Source organism: Paenibacillus sp. CH40 (genome assembly GCF_024213605.1).
Taxonomy (GTDB): domain Bacteria; phylum Bacillota; class Bacilli; order Paenibacillales; family Paenibacillaceae; genus Paenibacillus; species Paenibacillus polymyxa_B.
On the sequence record NZ_JANAVQ010000002.1, the window covers coordinates 368,974 to 386,719 of the forward strand.

The following is a 17,746-nucleotide window of genomic DNA, read 5'->3' on the forward strand; positions in this document are numbered from 1 at the left end:
ACGTGAATAAACACTGGAGACAGCATCCCACTCTCCTTAGTATATTTATGAGAGGTGAATTCTTTGATGCAAAAGGAAGCCCATTCCGCTCCTTATTGGACAACCATACTGCTTGGCCTCGGAGCCATTTTGCTTGTACTGGCTGTTGTCGCCTCACCAGAAGAAGTATTTCAAGCCTCTACTCAAGGCCTTAAGCTATGGTGGAGTATTATTTTCCCAGCCATGCTGCCTTTTTTGATGCTGTCCGAAATGCTCATCGCCTTTGGTCTAGTACATGGACTAGGTATCCTGCTGGAGCCGTTTATGCGATCCTGGTTCCGTCTACCCGGGCGAAGCGGCTGGGTGTTGGCCCTCGGCCTGACCGCGGGATTCCCCGCTGCAGCGGAAGCGGTGCGCCAATGGGCACAACAGGAGGATATGACTGCGTTTCAGCTTCGACGTCTAACCTCTATCGCTCATTTCTGCAATCCGATTACCATCCTGCTCGTCATCGGGACAGGGCTACTGCACAATGCTACCGCAGGCGTGATGTTACTTGCAGTTCACTGGATTTCCGGGCTGCTGGCAGGCTGGATCACCGCCAGACTACCTGTATCGTCCAAAGAATTGCAAAAACGGGAAACGCCAGCTGCCCTACGGCGCACCTCAGTTTCCCGTACTTCTCCCTCCCTGATCCGATCCGCATGGGAAGCTACCCGCTCTGCCAGAGAACGGGACGGCCGCAGTTTCGGAAAACTGTTGGGCGAAACCGTATCCCATGCTGTACAGACGCTGATGGTGACAGGTGGATTCATTATTTTCTTTTCCGTACTGATTCGACTGCTGTCCATATACACAGGCCAAGGATCGCTTTCTTTCATATGGCCTGCCTGGATGGAAATCCATTTGGGTTCCTATGAAATCAGCCGTCTGCCCTACGATCTCCGTACACAAGCAGCCCTGATCAGTGCTGTGTTGGGCTGGGGCGGCCTGTGCGGCTGGCTTCAAATTACCGCCGTCACCAGACCTTCCGACAAGGGCATCACCTTCACCTTGTCACGAGTGCTCCATGGGATCATTGCTTTTGGACTTACCTTAGCGACATGGGTCCCGCTTAACCGCATCGTCAGCAATACAACTCCCGCTTACGTCAGTCGCAGTTCTGTGTCTTCTTTTGTGGAAAGCGTAAATGAATCCGCCACGCATCCTGTCATGACCGGAGCCAGCGGCTTACTAACACAAATAGAAGGAACATCTATGTACCCCTGGCAACTAACCGTACTGTCCATTGCGCTGCTGGGTACAATTATAGTTACCCTGCTGGCCTTTTCCTTTATGACTTCATGGTGGAGCCGCCGCGATTCGCGTTGACCTTCGCACGCAGCGCGTCTTCCACCTCCGGTGCCACCAGATCTACAACCTTGCCATCAAAATGCGCAATTTCCTTCACCATACTGGAACTCAGATATGAATAAGTCGGATTGGTCATCATAAAGATCGTTTCCGCATCCGGGTTCAGCTTATGATTTGTAGAGGCTAATTGCAGCTCATATTCAAAATCAGTCACCGACCGGATTCCTCTGACAATAACCTGGGCCCCTTTTTGACGTACATAATTAGCTGTCAGATCACGGAAGCTGTCCACTTCAACGTTCGGGATATCGCGAGTTACCGTTCGCAGCAGCTCCATTCGTTCCTCAAGTGAAAACAGCGGATTTTTACTAATATTGTTAAGAACCGCTACAATCAATAGATCAAACTGTCTGGCTGCTCTTTGAATAATATCCTGGTGCCCCATCGTCACGGGATCAAAGGTCCCCGGATATACGGCAATACGTGGTTTGTGCTCAATCATGATGATCCTCCCCGTCTGATTCACTGATGCCGAATTTGACCACTCCGGCTTCTGTATGTTCTACGACATCCGACAAAGCATCGGCTGCAAAATGATAAATAGATAACGCCGTTTCACCATAGACTGCTTTTCTGACCTGTTCGAACGGTCCGAAGCTTTCCGGATATTTATGTCCCGATTCATACTCCAGCACGATGATTGCATCTGAACGAAGCAAGTTCAACTCAGCCATACGGCTCATTAATTCATCTCCGTGTTTGAGACGATAGGGTGGATCGAGAAAAACAGCATCAAAAAGAGCTCCACGTTTTGCCAGCACCTTGAGCGCTCGTCCGGCATCATTGCGGAACACTTCAGCCTGTCCTTCCAGTCCAGTTTTTCGTAAATTTTCTTTAATGACATCAATGCTTTTGGATTCCATATCAATAAAAACAGCCTTGTCCATTCCCCGGCTAAGCGCCTCTATACCCAGGCCACCACTACCAGCAAACAGATCAAGTGCGACTCCCCCATCAAAATAAGGACCTATCATGCTAAATAGCGCTTCCTTGACCTTATCCGTGGTCGGCCGCGTCCCTGTGCCGGGAACTGCCTTTAACGGCCTTCCTTTGGCACTACCCGATACCACTCTCACGCTGAAACTCACCTATTTTCTATATGTGTTCATAACCATATAAGATTATGACGCTATCGTACCACATGCACCGCCGTTTGAAAAACTTAGGATGAGGCAGGTATAAAAAACCATTCCCTGGGCATCCTTAGGATATCGGCATTCAACCAATGTCGTAGACAACCGCGGAGAAGACTTACGTTTCCCCATAAGCTCTTCGTCCGGTTTCTCCTCTCCCATTCGGGCGCTCTTTAATGGAGCGCCTGATTTTTTTTACATAAAAAGAAGCTGCTTAATAGCAGCTCTATGTATCATTTTTCTATTTCGGCATTTTGTTTATTTCAGCAGTTCCTCGGGTGTATCCCCTTGATAAACATACACATAACTCGCCACTGATACAGCAAATGTTGCAAACATAGACAACGATGTGGCTAATCCATATACCATTTTCCTCATCATTCCACTCACCTCCTTCCCCGGATCAATGTTAGACTTTGGACCAAAAAAGCAACAGCCACTACAGAGGAACCGATTACAAAATTAGTACATACAAGCAAGGAGGATAACAGTCGCAAGAGAGGATAAAAACGTACTGGAATGCGCGACTGCTTTTCAATTCTGGACGGGGCAAAACATAAAACGAGAATGAGAGCTATTCCGGTAAACAGGTTTGTCCACCAACTATTTAAGGCAATGCAGGATATGTAAGTAAAAGCTGCTGAGGTCACCAACACACATGCCATGCCCGTTTTCAAATGAATGCCTCCTGATATTTGGCGCAGTAGGGCGAAAGCGACGAGAATCGTAACAGCTTCTACCATCCGCCCCGTGAAGATTGAAGCGAATAGTGTTAACACGATGATCATGGACGCATTCAGAATGAGAGCAAGTGCGTATTTAAGTACCGCGACAGAGGCTGGATGATCAGGCACAGTACGTTTGATCTGGTTAGCAAGTTTGAAAGCCATTGCTTCAATCATCCCGGTATTCCTTTCCGATTGCATAATAGATGAAAAATCCCGAAACCAGTGCAAAAAATATCATACTTAACCATACCTCGTTATAGTAGAGCACAATAGAAGTTGAAATGAGAGACAGGATAATCAGCGTGATGACAATGCCATATTCCTCTTTGAACTTAAGCTTCTTGAAATTAGGGGAAAAGCCGATCCCTTTTCGATACAACATCAATGAAATAAGCAGACCTACTGCCGCGCTTACCACTTGTAGCAGATAGCCCTTCAAGGACCCATCCTGCAGCTCAGAAACCGGAAGATTGCCGAACATGACTTTTAAGAATACCGACTGAACAACGGCATATGCAAAATAACCTGTAACCGTCATAATACCCGACCACACAATCGGAATCTTCACGACCGTAGCGAGTAAAAAAATAAAAAGCAGCATATTTACGACAGGCACCAAATACGAAAGGGAAAACTCCTCTCGGAGCATATAACTTTGCATATTCATAATCAGGTTAACAAAAATGGCCTGCCAAAGATAAGGGGTCATTTTAACTTTAAAAATACTCAAAATCAGCGCAAAAACAGCTACTCCCTCAAGGGTGGAGAAAAGCAAAAAGCCGATTGGCTTCAAAAGCATGCGTGCATCTCCTTTACAATTCCAACCAACCTCATCGGTGTATTCAAAAACTTGGATGTACATCGAATATAAAGGGCTGGGAGCTACTTTTCAAGAGGTCTTTTCAATTATTTCATAGATTTATTCAAGCACTTCAACCAAATGTTATCGGATGCTGCTTCAAGTTGTAGCTTAGGCAACACTTTCTTTGACCGAATCTCCCTGCTTGCGCACAGGCTTCATACGTGATATAAGCTTTTTCCCCCAACGGATGCCGGGCTGTTCAATCCACGAGTAGGTAAACCAAGATAGTCCGATGGTGACTAGCAACGTCATGATAAACATAAGTGTGAGGCTGACTAGGGGAGCAAAAGGTATTTTAACCTGTACGATTAGTCCCAGAGCCAACATATGCGTCAAATACATGCTGTAGCTAAGGCGGCCGATCCATGACCATACCCGATTAAGCAGCCATATCGGCTGCCAGTGATACAAAGCATACGCTCCCAGTAGCAACCCGACACCTATGAGATAATCGGTCATGCCTCCAAAAAATGCAAATAGCACAGAAACAAGCAGCAAACCTCCACTGACTCGGTCTATACTTTTCCAATCCCGCTCGTCTTTCCAAATGAAAAACAACAATATACCTAGCCCAAAGACAGGCAATTGATTCGGAAACCATAAATACAGATAGTGCCCCCATAAAGAGTGATCACTAATCCATGGATATTGAGCAAATACCGTATTTAGACCGAAGCTTACCACAAGCACCATCACAACAAACCAGGCCGCATGGCGGACTGATCGGATCAGCTTAAATAATAGGGGGATAAACAGATAAAACATACATTCCACCGCAATGGACCATTCTACACCAATAATGCTGTTGATCCAGTACGGATTCAGACCATTCAAAAACAGGACATGAGCAGTGATATTGGCGGCAGTGACTCCCTCCTGATCTCCAAGCCAAAATCTTGGACCTGTCCCGTTCACAACCAAATAGATTCCTAACATCACGTAATACAAAGGAGCAATCCGAAAAAAACGACGCAACAGGTAAGCTGAAATTCTTTCCTTCTTGTCACCCGAACGTTTGCTCAAGGACAGAAATAGTGTAAAAGCGCTGGCCATATAAAATAAAGCGACTCCTTTAGCTCCTATACTCAAGCCTTTTTGCAACCATCCGTTTAATCCGTCTACATGCTGGCTGACATGCACAAGTAAAACTCCAATAATAGCCAGCGCCCTCAGCGTATCTACAAATTGCAGCTTGTCATCTTCCATTTTCCCCGTGGCTTCGGGCATCGTATCCCTCCATAACAGTCTTAAATGATACATTTCGTATCTATAATACACAAAATGTATCACCAAAGTAAATATCTCCGTTATACAAAAAAACACCCTCCGACCGCAAGAAATGCGGCCAAAAGATGTTCATTTTGGTCATGCTATATTCAGCTGTACCCTACAATTGGCAGTGACTTTATTTGTTTAAATGAAAAGGAACGGTCGTTACGATCACGTCTTTATAATTAATCAAATAAGCTCTCATCAGTAAGCTGGTCTGATTGTGTAGAATATTTTCCCACCAGTGCTTGGTGATGAATTGTGGAATGAGAACAGTGATATGGTCCTCGTCTGCTTTTTTCCACTCTACTGTATCGATAAACTTGCGAAGCGGATTAATAATGCTGCGATAACGGGATTTCAGTACCACCAAACGTATACCGACATCCCACTCTTCCCATTTCTGTTCCATTTTGCGAATCGCTTCATCATCCACACCCACATATACGGCAACCACATTGTCCGACAAGGTTTTGGCATAGCTGATCGTATTCATAACGACTCGCGTAATACCTGCCACCGGAATAATAATCGTATTGCCTTTCACCATAGGTTTATCCTTGGTAATATCAATGCGCAGTTGTTCAGCCGTATTTTTGTAATGCCTATTGATCTTCATAAAGAAATACAGAACCAAAGGCAGGAAGATAAAGACTACCCACACCTGGCTAAACTTGGTGAAGATAAAGATAAGCGTAATCGACAGCGTGGTCAGCATCCCAACCGTATTAATAGCAAGTTTGACGATCCAGCCTGGCGGTTTGAGCTTGATCCAGCGAATCATCATACCGAGCTGTGAAAGGGTAAACGGGATAAATACCCCTACCGCATAAAGCGGGATCAGATTTTCTGTGTTGCCGCCAAATACGATGACCAGCAATGCCGAGAAGATACTTAGGAACAGGATACCATTAGAGTATCCGAGCCGATCTCCACGAACCATGAACATATGCGGCATGTATTTGTCCTTCGCCAGCATAAAAGCAAGCAACGGAAAGGCCGAATAGGCTGTATTTGCCGCCAAAAACAAGATGAGCGCCGTTACGCCCTGAATGATGTAATACATCACACCGCGCCCGAAAGTGGCGTTCGCAATTTGCGAGATGACCGTTTCATGCGGATTAGGACGAACACCGTACCAATAAGCCAGCAAACTAATTCCGATAAACATACACCCGAGAATCAAACCCATCATCATTAGTGTAGTTGCTGCATTTTTGGCAGCAGGTTTGCGGAAGTTCGGAATGGCATTCGAGACAGCTTCTACCCCAGTTAACGCCGAGCAACCCGAGCTGAACGCCTTCAGTAATAGGAACAGACTGACGTTGGATACCGTAGCTCCAAATTGCGGTGCTGCAGCATGAGCTCCCCCTGCCACGTAATGAATGATACCGCTAATAATCAAAACAAAAATCGCAACAACAAATAAGTAAATCGGTACAGCCAGCACCGAGGCAGATTCTGTCACCCCGCGCAAGTTCATAATAGTCAAAAAGATAATCATAATCAGAGCAATGGCGATCCGATGATCATGTAACGACGGGAAAGCCGATGTAATGGCATCTGTACCTGCTGATGAGCTAACTGCTACCGTCAGAATATAATCGACCAGCAAAGAACCACCTGCAATCAGACTCGGACTCTTTCCCAAATTGTCCTGTGCAACAATGTACGCTCCTCCGCCACCAGGATAGGAAAATATGGTCTGTCTATAGGACAGGATCAGAATGATCAGCAATCCTAATACCGCAATGGATATAGGAATGGAATACCATAGAGCAGCGAAGCCGGCTGTAATTAAAACCAGCAGAATTTGCTCCGTTCCGTAAGCTACAGAGGACAAGGCATCTGAGGACAGAATGGCCAGTGCCTTGAGCTTATTCAGTTTCTCATCTTCAAGGGCCGTCGACTTTCGCGGACGACCGATTAATAATCTTTTGACTTTACTCAGCATTTCGTTGACTCCTTCTTTGGATGAGGGTTTTGCAAAAGAACTATGGATCTTATGTTTATTATGTCACCTGAACATCAGATTGATGAAACAAATGAACTATTATTTTATACTCCCTCATCCTGAAAAAAACAATAAGGAATGCTCCCTAAAATGAGCATTCCCGAGTAAAAAAGAGTATTTCGATAAAATACCCTTATGTATACAGTAATTTGAACCTTTCAGGCGTAATTCCTTCAGCTCGGCGAAAAGTTGCCACAAAATGACTGGCATCTCGGAATCCTACTCGCTCCGAAATCTCCTTTACTGTTAATTGCGGATATTCCGTCATCATTTCCTTGGCCTTCCGCAGCCGAATTACAATCAGATAAGCATAAGAAGTCACACCAAACGCTTGCTTAAATAATGTATTTAAATGACGGGAGCTGACATTCATCATAACTGCCATATCACCTAGGCCCACATCTGGACTGGCATAATTTTGCTCCATAAAGGCCAGTACAGGGGTTAAACGTTCAACATTATGGGATAGGGAAGGCATCGAGCTATGTTGTCCATGTTTACGCAGTAAAGTCAGAAAACGATACATATTGGCCGAAGCATCTAATCCAGACAAATCACGTTCACTAACCATGGAATGGAGCATAGTTTCCCCAAAGCTGTGTAGCTCGCTATCCGGGTCCCAATGATACCCACGCGTATGCTTCAATCCCAGTGCAGTCAATACAGCAGCGGCGATGGGGCCGTCAAATGTAATGTATAACGTTCGCCATACCTTGGTCGCCCGTCTGTATGCATGCGATTCCCCGGGCAGCAGCAGAACCCCAGACTGCTCTCCCAGACGGAAGCTCCCCCCTTTAAATGTAAATATCCCTTCACCAGACACCGTCTGAATCCAGTGAAAGCACGGATAACCCTCTGGACGGGACACATCTTCCTGCCTGCTGTTAAATCCGATACTTTCAATAAAAAGGGGTAAAGAATGCTCACGCGTAGTCAGGAAAAATCTTAAATGATGGGGAGTTAAAATCATAAAAAGCACCTCCGGCGTATGCGGGTATGTATTTCACATGTAGATCCAATATGTTATATACACGTTCATTTTATTATATTTAAAAGCAGTTATTTGTATTATAAGATAGGATTATTCTTATATACAGAGGTGATTGGCATGATAAGCAGTAAACTTCCTAAAGTATTTTACGGTGGAGATTATAATCCTGAGCAATGGGATGAGGCCACGCATCAGGAAGATTTGCGGATGTTCAGGCAGGCAGGGATTGATATCGCCACGGTCAACGTATTCTCATGGGCCAAAATTCAATCCGACGAAATCACATATCATTTTGAATGGCTGGATCAATTGATTGACAGTCTTTATGAAAGCGATATCTTCGTTTGTTTAGCTACTAGCACGGCAGCGCATCCAGCCTGGATGGCTACGCGTTATCCTAACATTCTGCGAGTCGATGCTGACGGGCGTAAGCGGAAATTCGGCGGACGCCACAACTCCTGTCCGAACAGTCCAACGTATCGAAAATATGCGGAGCAGATGGCTGCTCGACTTGCAGAACGATACAAAAACCATCCTGCGATCCTCGTGTGGCACGTGTCCAATGAGTACGGCGGGGATTGCTATTGTGATAACTGTGCAGCCGCATTTCGGGTGTGGCTCAAGCAAAAATACGGATCACTGGAAGAACTAAACCGGGTGTGGAATACTTCCTTCTGGGGTCACACCTTCTATGATTGGGATGAAATTGTACCGCCAAATAATCTGAGCGAGCATTGGGGAGAAAATCACTCGACCTTTCAGGGCATATCCCTCGATTATGCACGCTTTAATTCAGACAGTATGCTTGATTGTTACCTGCTGGAGTATAACGCGATTAAAAAACAAGTTCCCGATGCCGTGATAACGACCAATCTGATGGGCTTTTTTAAACAACTGGACTATTTTAAATGGGCTAAGCACATGGATATTGTATCTTGGGACAGCTATCCCGGGGCCAATACTCCGATAAGCTATACGGCGATGGCGCACGATCTGATGCGCGGCTTGAAGGATGGGCAACCCTTTATGCTGATGGAGCAAACACCGAGCCAGCAGAACTGGCAGGCGTATAATTCGCTTAAACGGCCTGGCGTTATGCGGTTATGGAGCTATCAAGCAGTCGCGCATGGCGCGGACGCGGTTATGTTCTTCCAGCTTCGCCGCTCGATCGGCGCTTGTGAGAAGTTCCACGGGGCCGTCATTGAACATGCCGGGCATGAGAACACACGTGTATTTCGCGAGGTGGCACAGCTTGGCAGTGAGCTTGGCGCATTAGGCAACACGCTACTTGACGCGACCGTTAATGCTAAAGTAGCCATTTTATTCGATTGGGACAATTGGTGGGCTTTAGAAAAATCAAGCGGCCCTTCTGTCGCCTTGAAATATGTGGATCAGGTGCACAAGTATTATGCTCCCCTCTTCCGGCGGAATGTACAGGTAGATCTGGTTTCTGTTGATGCAGATTTCCAGAAATATGATCTCATTATCGCGCCTGTACTCTACATGGTCAAGCCGGGTACCGCCGAGAAGCTAGAACAATTCACAGAGCATGGTGGCACCTTCGTAACGACCTTTTTCAGTGGCATTGTTAATGAAAATGATCTGGTCACAACCGGAGGATATCCTGGTAAACTGCGTAACTTGCTTGGGATCTGGGTGGAAGAAATAGACGCGCTTCTGCCGGAATCACACAATCGCATTATATTGAAAGAAAAGGTGGGCGTATTACAAGGTGAATATAAATGCGGTCTGCTCTGCGACTTGTTGCATAGCGAAGGCGCCGAGGTGCTGGCCGAATACGGCGATGATTTCTATCAGGGCATGCCAGTGCTGACACGTAATCGTTTCGGTCAAGGTGAGGCATGGTACGTTGCTTCAGATCCTGAAGAGACTTTCCTTGATGGCCTGCTGGGCTACATTTGTGAGCAAAAAGGGATTCCATCCCTGCTGCGCGCTCCTGCGGGTGTAGAAGCCACTGTACGGACCAAAGATGGAAAATCGTATCTATTCGTTCTGAATCATAACGCCCAGACGCAGCAATATCATCTGGATGATCAGAAAGGGAATGCGCTGATCAGCGGTAAATACCTAGAAGGAGATATTTCTATTGAAGGCTACGGCTTTCAAGTATTGGAGCTATCATAATCACTCAGATTTGACTCATGCAGTCAGCTTGCTGCATGAGTCAAATCTAGGTATCAAAGGAGTTCATCATGAAACGACTGCTATGGATCGGCAGCTTGTCTTATTTTTTAATCGGCCTGGCACACGTGGCTGTAGGCTCCCTACTGCCTGTGTTGTTAGAGCATTACGGTAGAAACTATACGGACGGCGGAAGCCTAATCTTCGCTCAATTTTCCGGTTTTCTGGGTGGAGTCCTGCTGTCGCCGTGGCTTGCCCGGCGTTTCGGCAAACGCCGAAGTCTAGTATTCGCCCTGCTCCTGCTGTGCGCGGCTGAAGTGCTGTACTCATTGCTGCTGCCTTGGGGTTGGCTATATGCCGTCGGGGCAGCAGCCGGGTTTGGCTTCGGCATGGTAGAAACACTCATTGGCACTATTATTATCAGCGGTATTACTCAAGGAACGGGCGCGGCGATGAGCCGTCTGGAAGTCTTTTTTGGGATCGGCGCGTTGGCTATGCCCGCTATTGCCAGTCAGCTCATTGCTCTCGGTTGGTGGCGATTGGCCTTTCCCATCATTTCCATGTTTGCAGCCGTGACCGTCATAGCTTGGCTGCGTGGGTCCTTCGGCACGCTGGACGCTGTATTAGACCAACAGGAACACCGAGGTGATGCGCGTTCCACCAACTCACCCAAATCCCCCACGGTGGAGGCTTCTAAAGGTAGCCCTATAGGCAATTGGAAGCTACTTGCACTATTTATCGTCTTTTTCTTTATCTATGTAGGAACAGAGATGAGCCTGGCTAATTTCCTGCCCTCCATGTTCATCGAACGTTTGGGTCTCACACAAGCCGAAGCAGCACTTAGTGTCACCTGCTTCTGGTTAGCAATGGCTACCGGCCGGTTATTCACAGGCTACATTGCCGATCGATACGGCTACGGTGTCTTTGTCGCCCTGAGCTCGCTGGCAGCGACCTTGCTGCTGTGCGTGTTCCCGCTGATCAAAGGCACTGCCGGCGCCTTTATCCTTATTGTACTGCTGGGGCTGGGCATGTCCGGGATCTTCTCCATCGCACTTGTTTTTGCCAGCAAAATGATGCCAGGCACCGAAGAATCCACCACCAGCCTGCTTATAGGCGCAGGTGGAGTTGGAGGAGCTCTGCTGCCTTTATGGCTCGGAAATAGCATGGATCGTGGTGGAGCAGTCTCATCGGCGTGGTTGCTGGCAGGCTTCGCCTGCATCCTGTGTCTGCTTGGGGGCATCTTGTACGCCCTATATGTGCGCAAAAAGCGGCTTCAAACCGCTTCATCATGATACACGTCTCTACTGGCACCTTTGTCTGTTCCTTGGTTATCATCCAAGTGCACATTCAAAGGTGCTTTTTTACATACTAGACGAATGCACCTTGTACAGCAGCCTGTTTTTAGTCAAAATAGATCGTTTCCTATGGATCACAAGACAGATATCCATGCCTCCTCTAGATGAATGGAGTAGTATACAACAAACCATATGGAGGTGTTTGTATTGGGTCATCCTGAATTAAAACGAAAAAAAGGCCGTAAAAAAAATGTTTTTGTCCGTGCCTGGTTTGATAAGTTAGAAAAAAAGTTTGAGGAAAAGCCCCCAAAGAGAAAAGGCCGCTCGAAACGGAAAGGATTCGGGAAAGACATCATCGTCAAAAAGCAACTTGTAAGTGTGAATATTAATCATGGCGCTTTAGGGCCTGAAGGGGATTCTGGAACCATAGGTGATTTAGCGCAGTTCGGTTATATTTATAATGTGAAGCCCCAAGTTGTTCCGATTGAAGGGGATGTCATTTTGGATACAAACGGTATACTTACACCTGGAATTGCTCATGTTCCAGGAACTACACAGATTGCTGTATCCGATGCTGGAAAATATGAAGTTCACTTTTCGGTGTCCGGTGTGGAACCTAACCAATTTGCCCTCTTTATTAATGGCGCACTGGCTGAGGGAACTGTATACGGCTCAGGAGCCGGGACACAACAGAACACAGGGCAAGCCATCCTCGCTCTGGCATGCGGTGACATCCTTACTTTGCGAAACCATAGCTCTACTACTGCTGTTACCCTGCAAACACAAGCCGGAGGAACTCAAGCCAGCATAAACGCTTCTGTCCTCATTAGAAAATTGAGATAGGCTTGAACTCCCGCAAAGTCTCAGTGTACTAAAAAGGGTTTATCCATACAGCGAGGATAAACCCTGAATATTTTTAAAAGGCCATAATGATCCCTTTGTCATTGGCGTACATTGAACTAATCCCTCTGGTGGACACAATATGAATATCTTTAAATTGATAGCGTTTCTTCAGCGCATTCATTAATTTTTCCGCCAGCCCAGGATTATTGCAATGAGTAATGACGATGCTTTCTCCTTCGGTAGCCCGGCCACTTTTTTCAATAGTATCTGCCAGCTTTTCGATAATTTGATTCTGACCGCGTGCTTGAGTAAAAAATGCGATATTCCCGTCACCATCCGAGCCTAAAATAGGCCTGATATGCAAGAGTGAAAGTATCTTTCCAGTGATTTTATTCATTCGTCCGTTCTTAACCAAATTATCCAGATTTTCTAAAACAAAGTAGGTTTTCATCTTGCTAATAAAGCTCTCCAAGGAAGAAATAATTTCGCTTTTATGGTATCCCTCGTCAATCAACTTGCGTAGTTTTAGAGCTAACAAGAGCTGTCCAGCCGAAGCGCTTTTCGAATCAAATACATGAACATCCGCCCCTTCTTCTTCCGCCATATCTTTTCCTACCAATGCACTGGAGTACGAACTGGACAGGTTGCTGGATAATGTAATGGCAAAAGAAGTATGCGCACCTTGAAAGGCTTCCTTATACAGCATAGGTGACGGTGATGCGGATCCAATTTTGGTTGTACAGGCTTTCATTTCTTCCATAAACTGAGGCAAGTCCAATGTGTCATCATCTACGAAGCATTTATCTCCCAGCGTCATATTCAACGGAATCGTAGTAACTTGCATCTCTTCTCTAAGCTCTCTCGTTAAATCACAGCAGCTATCCGCTATTATTTTATATCTCACCCGGTACACCCTCACATTATGTTATTTTTCAATAGAACGCGCATTCATAATACTCAAAGAAAGCTCAATTAACCGTATAAATTCCTTCACATTCTTCTCACCCAAACCTACTACAAGCGCTTCAAAATAACCTTCAATTCTCTCTTGCTTCTGTTTGATCAAGGATTCACCATCTACTGTGAGCCTTACACACATTCGTCGTCTGTCATGCTCAGACATTTCCATAGTCACATAGCCTTTTTTCCTTAATCCCGTAAGCGCTGCCGTAATTCTTGATCTGGATACATGCAGATGATCGCTGAGCAAGGAAGGATTAATTTCATCATCCCGATGCTGAACTAAATATTGAAGCACATGGTTTTCCCCCTGAACAAGCTCCGTCAGGCTACTGAATAATTCCATGCCATAAATCCGGTTAACGGATTCTCTCAATTCGTCCCTTAGTTCATAATCTTTCATAGTGAACCTCCGCAACACACATAATACATACAGTTAACTATTAATACTATGTACTATAATGAATTGCCCACGATAATAACAATGAAATATTTGTGAATTTTAATACAAGGGTTAATGAGCTCAGCGTCGAATAAGAAAAAATACGCTTGATCACCTCTTGCCAGTTTACAGTAAAGGAGTTGTTACATAAGATGAAACGGTTTAGATGCTATTACAAATTCAAAAGATCTATGGACCGGGATATTGGAGAAATATAAGCATTTACAAGAAAAGGCCAACCACTAAATACGGGTTGACCTCATCATTTAAAAGAATGTCTTACGTTTCTAAGAGAACATAAACTGACTTTACAGCACCGTTTTAACCGTGTCTTGGACTTGCTTCAGCAGTCCTTTATAGCCATCTTCATCAAGGTAACCAATACTTCCAAGCAGTAAGTGACCGACGGATTCAATTCCAACGAAATCAAAAATCCCCGTATCTGACGTGATCTTCAATCCTGCGGTCATACCGATTTCATCGTAGATCGCGTTAGGAGTACCATGTGTATTTACGATAAAACCTTTTTTACCTCTAAGCAGCTTATTAATCCCTTCTGCACCAGCCGTATATGCAAAGCCGTATGCAAATACACGGTCAACGTAACCTTTCAGGATAGCCGGAAGACCTGTCCACCAGATGGGAGAAATAAAAGTAATCGTATCCGATTGTGAGATGTATTCCTGCTCGACTTTGATATCAGCCGGGGTTTGCCCTGCTCTCATAGCGGCAGTATCCTCAGGTTTTAATACAGGTTGAAAATCAAGGGCATATAGATCGCGTACAACGACTTCGTCACCTTTTTCTTTCAAGGTATTTACAACCGTTTCGAGTATCGCATGATTAAAGCTTTCTGCGTTAGAGTGAGCATAGATGATAAGATGTTTCATTTTAATAACCTCCCGATGTTTTATTGTTATTTTGATATTAATATAGATATCTATACATTTACTCAAAAAAATTTATAATCTGTTTTTGACATGCTCCAGCAGATATTCCAGCTGTTCTTTTTCTTCATCTTTGAGACCACCATAGATGGTTTCTTGTAATCTGTTGGAGATCATCTCAAATATAGGCTCTATCTCTCTTCCCTTATCGGTCAGAAATATCAGGGTAACTCGACTATCCTCCCTTTCTTTTTTTCTTTCGACATACCCCAACTTCACTAGCTTGTCGATCAAAACAGTGACAGTGGGTTGCTGACGAGAAATTTTTTGCGTCAATTCCTTAATGGAAAGCCCGTCCTTTTGATAAAGGAACATTAGAATTCCACCATGAGTAGGAACAATCCCTTCAATTCCATTCGCTTCAAGCTCAGACACAATCAATTTATTAATCGAGTCTCTAATGGTTCCTATCAGTGCAGCTGCATTATTTTTTAACATACAATTATTATTACATAGACATCTATATATATCAAGTATTGATGTCAGTCTGATCTGGTTTTAGTATATGAATGATTTCAAAGAACTAGGATTAAGTCTGTTATAATGAGATCTAAATTAGATAGGAGCTTGTTAAATGGAGCAGTTTTAAAGAAAATATGACTTAATCTAAAATGGTTCATGATGAACTACTATCCAGACGCATAAAAAAACCAAAATACCAAAGTTTCTTACCTCACTTTGAGTATTTTGGCTTACAGTGTTTATTTATGAAATGAAGAGGTGTTCAAAGTATGATATGTTTTAGTTGAGCGTTTGAAGTACCTCAGGTGTAAAGGTTTGAAGATCATGAATTCGGCCTTCACGTATTTTCGTAGCCCATGCAGGATCGCCCAGAAGCGCACGCCCAACAGCTACCAGATCAAATTCATTGTTGTTCAGCCGTTCCAGAAGTTCATTAATATCTTGGTGTCCTGCCCCTTTCCCTTCCGTATAACTTACAAAATCCTCATCCAGACCTACAGAGCCAACCGTAATCGTAGTTTTTCCAGTCAGCTTCTTCACCCATCCGGCAAAGCTCAAATCGGATCCTTCAAATTCAGGTACCCAAAAGCGACGTGTCGAGCAATGGAAGATGTCCACGCCCGCTTGTACTAACACATTCAGGAGCTGCCCCAGTTTATCCGGTGTATCGAACGGCTTTGCGTTGTAATCATTCATTTTCCATTGGGATAGACGCATGGCAATAGGGTAGTCAGGGCCAACCTCAGCACGAATAGCTTCCACAAGCTCAATGGCGAATTGAGCACGTTTTATGATATCACCACCATAGCGATCCGTACGTTGGTTCGTTCTCTCCCAAAAGAATTGATCAACCAGATAGCCGTGTGCTCCGTGAATTTCAACGCCGTCAAAGCCCAGTCGTTTTGCATTCGCCGCTGCATCGACATAGGCGCCAATGACCTTGGCGATTTCTTCTTCTGTCATCGGCTCGGTCACTTTATTGCCTTCCAGATCCAGCCCCGATGGACCAATCGATAGCGCTTCGGGATTCGGCTGAGATCCCAAAGGACGAGCCATCCCCATATGCCAAAGTTGTGGGAAAATTTTACTACCAGCTTCATGAACCTGTCTGACCACTTCAGCCCAACCGTTTAAAGCCGCTTCCCCATAAAAATTAGGTATCCTCGGCTCACTTGTTCCAGCCGGATGGTCAATCACTGCGCCTTCAGAAATAATAAGGCCTACATCATTCTCTGCGCGACGGCGATAATAAGCGGCTACATCCGGTCCTGGCACACCATTTGGTGAAAAAGCGCGGCCCATTGCCGGCATTACAATACGAGTCTGTAAGGTCAGATTATGAATGGTATAAGGTTGAAATAAAGATTCTGTTGAATGGACATTTTGCGGTTGATTACTCAAGGATTGTACCTCCTCATTTTCTTTTATCGTTTTAAAGGATTATATATAAGGCTCGTGCATCATCAAACGGGGTGCAAGTAAAATGTTAGCAATGTTTAATTTATCATTCAACCGACAAAATGTTCATTCTGTTGCTTAACCAAAAGGGTTAAGAAATTGTTGTATATCCAAATTCACTTGTTGACAAAACAACACATGTTTATAATGGGGGAATCATTTGATTTACCTGAAAGGAGTGTCTTGAGGATGCCTGGTGTAACTTCACCCAACCCAAACGATCCGCGCGTCATTCGAACACGTAGATTAATTCTCGACGCATTCACTGACCAATTAAATAAGAAAGACTTCTACACGATTACGATCAATGACATTACCCAAAAAGCCACCGTTAACCGTGCTACGTTCTATGCACATTTTCAAGATAAATATGCACTGCTTGAAACCCTTTTGTCAGAAGCATTTTTGGAGCATGTTATTAAGAGGATTGATGCTGAGGCGCGTTTGTCGGAGGGGACCATTCAGAAACTTATTCTTTCGTTATGCGACTATCATGACACTAGTAACCAATGCGTCCATAAATATAATTCAGTCGCACCCATCCTGGAAGAACATATTAAGAATCAATTAGAGCAATTCATACTTCAACTCATAACAAGAGGAACCAGTAATACAGACCCAAGAACGTTAGAACTTGCCGCGACTATTTTAAGCTGGTCCATTTATGGTGTAACCTTTCGCTGGAATGTGGAAGGAAAAAAAGAGTCCCCTACAGATTTAGCCGAGAGAGCTGTGCCATTAATATTCAATGGGGTTGTCTTATCTCTAGTTTCACAAATTTCTTAGTAGAAAATGCAAATAAAAAGGG

Annotated in this window: 19 protein-coding genes; 5 read left to right on the forward strand and 14 right to left on the reverse strand. The window is 44.8% G+C overall.

What is annotated here, in order from left to right; translation table 11 throughout:
* The first annotated feature begins 66 nt into the window (after positions 1-66).
* Positions 67-1,350 carry a nucleoside recognition protein gene (locus tag NLX73_RS08150; RefSeq protein ID WP_209941723.1) on the forward strand — a complete coding sequence of 428 codons (1,284 nt, stop codon included), beginning with the start codon at positions 67-69 and terminating at the stop codon, positions 1,348-1,350.
* Here NLX73_RS08150 and coaD read toward each other — a convergent pair.
* The 9 genes from coaD to NLX73_RS08190 form a co-directional block, all read right to left on the reverse strand.
* Positions 1,313-1,834: a pantetheine-phosphate adenylyltransferase gene (gene coaD, locus NLX73_RS08155; protein ID WP_250261723.1), complete on the reverse strand. Its 522-nt coding sequence runs from the start codon at positions 1,832-1,834 to the stop codon at positions 1,313-1,315. The genes NLX73_RS08150 and coaD overlap by 38 nt on opposite strands.
* Positions 1,827-2,468 (reverse strand): 16S rRNA (guanine(966)-N(2))-methyltransferase RsmD, encoded by a 642-nt coding sequence (gene rsmD, locus NLX73_RS08160; RefSeq protein ID WP_250261728.1) that lies wholly within the window; start codon positions 2,466-2,468, stop codon positions 1,827-1,829. Before rsmD ends, coaD begins: the two co-directional genes overlap by 8 nt.
* 315 nt (positions 2,469-2,783) lie before the next feature.
* Positions 2,784-2,906, reverse strand: coding sequence for a cyclic lactone autoinducer peptide (locus NLX73_RS08165; protein WP_023988155.1), 123 nt, complete (start codon positions 2,904-2,906; stop codon positions 2,784-2,786).
* 5 nt (positions 2,907-2,911) lie between these two features.
* Positions 2,912-3,427, reverse strand: coding sequence for an accessory gene regulator ArgB-like protein (locus NLX73_RS08170; protein WP_071640443.1), 516 nt, complete (start codon positions 3,425-3,427; stop codon positions 2,912-2,914).
* Complete coding sequence (locus NLX73_RS08175) at positions 3,420-4,052, reverse strand: hypothetical protein (protein WP_061831346.1); 633 nt, start codon at positions 4,050-4,052, stop codon at positions 3,420-3,422. Before NLX73_RS08175 ends, NLX73_RS08170 begins: the two co-directional genes overlap by 8 nt.
* A 171-nt stretch (positions 4,053-4,223) precedes the next feature.
* Entirely contained in the window at positions 4,224-5,342 is a 1,119-nt protein-coding gene (locus tag NLX73_RS08180) for an acyltransferase family protein (protein ID WP_254325846.1), read from the reverse strand.
* Complete coding sequence (locus NLX73_RS25095) at positions 5,311-5,382, reverse strand: hypothetical protein (RefSeq protein ID WP_367987578.1); 72 nt, start codon at positions 5,380-5,382, stop codon at positions 5,311-5,313. The genes NLX73_RS08180 and NLX73_RS25095 overlap by 32 nt, the downstream gene beginning before the upstream one ends.
* A 138-nt stretch (positions 5,383-5,520) precedes the next feature.
* Positions 5,521-7,338, reverse strand: a complete 1,818-nt coding sequence (locus NLX73_RS08185) for an APC family permease (protein WP_039274782.1) — start codon at positions 7,336-7,338, stop codon at positions 5,521-5,523.
* Positions 7,339-7,531: 193 nt separating this feature from the next.
* Complete coding sequence (locus NLX73_RS08190) at positions 7,532-8,368, reverse strand: AraC family transcriptional regulator (protein ID WP_061831343.1); 837 nt, start codon at positions 8,366-8,368, stop codon at positions 7,532-7,534.
* 138 nt (positions 8,369-8,506) lie between these two features.
* Here NLX73_RS08190 and NLX73_RS08195 point away from each other — a divergent pair, with 138 nt between their 5' ends.
* The 3 genes from NLX73_RS08195 to NLX73_RS08205 all read left to right on the forward strand — a co-directional run bounded on the left by NLX73_RS08195 (position 8,507) and on the right by NLX73_RS08205 (position 12,669).
* Positions 8,507-10,534: a beta-galactosidase gene (locus NLX73_RS08195; RefSeq protein WP_254325847.1), complete on the forward strand. Its 2,028-nt coding sequence runs from the start codon at positions 8,507-8,509 to the stop codon at positions 10,532-10,534.
* 68 nt (positions 10,535-10,602) lie between these two features.
* Positions 10,603-11,823 carry an MFS transporter gene (locus tag NLX73_RS08200; protein WP_254325848.1) on the forward strand — a complete coding sequence of 407 codons (1,221 nt, stop codon included), beginning with the start codon at positions 10,603-10,605 and terminating at the stop codon, positions 11,821-11,823.
* Between the two features lie 210 nt (positions 11,824-12,033).
* Entirely contained in the window at positions 12,034-12,669 is a 636-nt protein-coding gene (locus NLX73_RS08205; protein ID WP_254325849.1) for a hypothetical protein, read from the forward strand.
* A gap of 73 nt (positions 12,670-12,742) precedes the next feature.
* On the opposite strand, the gene NLX73_RS08210 is transcribed toward NLX73_RS08205, so the two are convergent.
* From NLX73_RS08210 to NLX73_RS08230, 5 genes are all read right to left on the reverse strand, one after another.
* The gene (locus NLX73_RS08210) at positions 12,743-13,573 is read right to left on the reverse strand and encodes a DegV family protein (protein ID WP_025718529.1); all 831 of its coding nucleotides are present in this window, start codon (positions 13,571-13,573) and stop codon (positions 12,743-12,745) included.
* 21 nt (positions 13,574-13,594) lie between these two features.
* Positions 13,595-14,032: a MarR family winged helix-turn-helix transcriptional regulator gene (locus NLX73_RS08215; protein WP_235308103.1), complete on the reverse strand. Its 438-nt coding sequence runs from the start codon at positions 14,030-14,032 to the stop codon at positions 13,595-13,597.
* Positions 14,033-14,379: 347 nt separating this feature from the next.
* Complete coding sequence (locus tag NLX73_RS08220; RefSeq protein WP_235308102.1) at positions 14,380-14,961, reverse strand: NAD(P)H-dependent oxidoreductase; 582 nt, start codon at positions 14,959-14,961, stop codon at positions 14,380-14,382.
* A 72-nt stretch (positions 14,962-15,033) separates the two neighbouring features.
* Complete coding sequence (locus NLX73_RS08225; protein WP_061831337.1) at positions 15,034-15,456, reverse strand: MarR family winged helix-turn-helix transcriptional regulator; 423 nt, start codon at positions 15,454-15,456, stop codon at positions 15,034-15,036.
* A gap of 303 nt (positions 15,457-15,759) precedes the next feature.
* Entirely contained in the window at positions 15,760-16,881 is a 1,122-nt protein-coding gene (locus NLX73_RS08230; protein WP_254325850.1) for an NADH:flavin oxidoreductase, read from the reverse strand.
* A gap of 246 nt (positions 16,882-17,127) precedes the next feature.
* Between NLX73_RS08230 and NLX73_RS08235 the strand changes: the two genes are divergently transcribed.
* Complete coding sequence (locus tag NLX73_RS08235) at positions 17,128-17,724, forward strand: TetR family transcriptional regulator (protein WP_250268070.1); 597 nt, start codon at positions 17,128-17,130, stop codon at positions 17,722-17,724.
* Positions 17,725-17,746 lie beyond the last annotated feature (22 nt).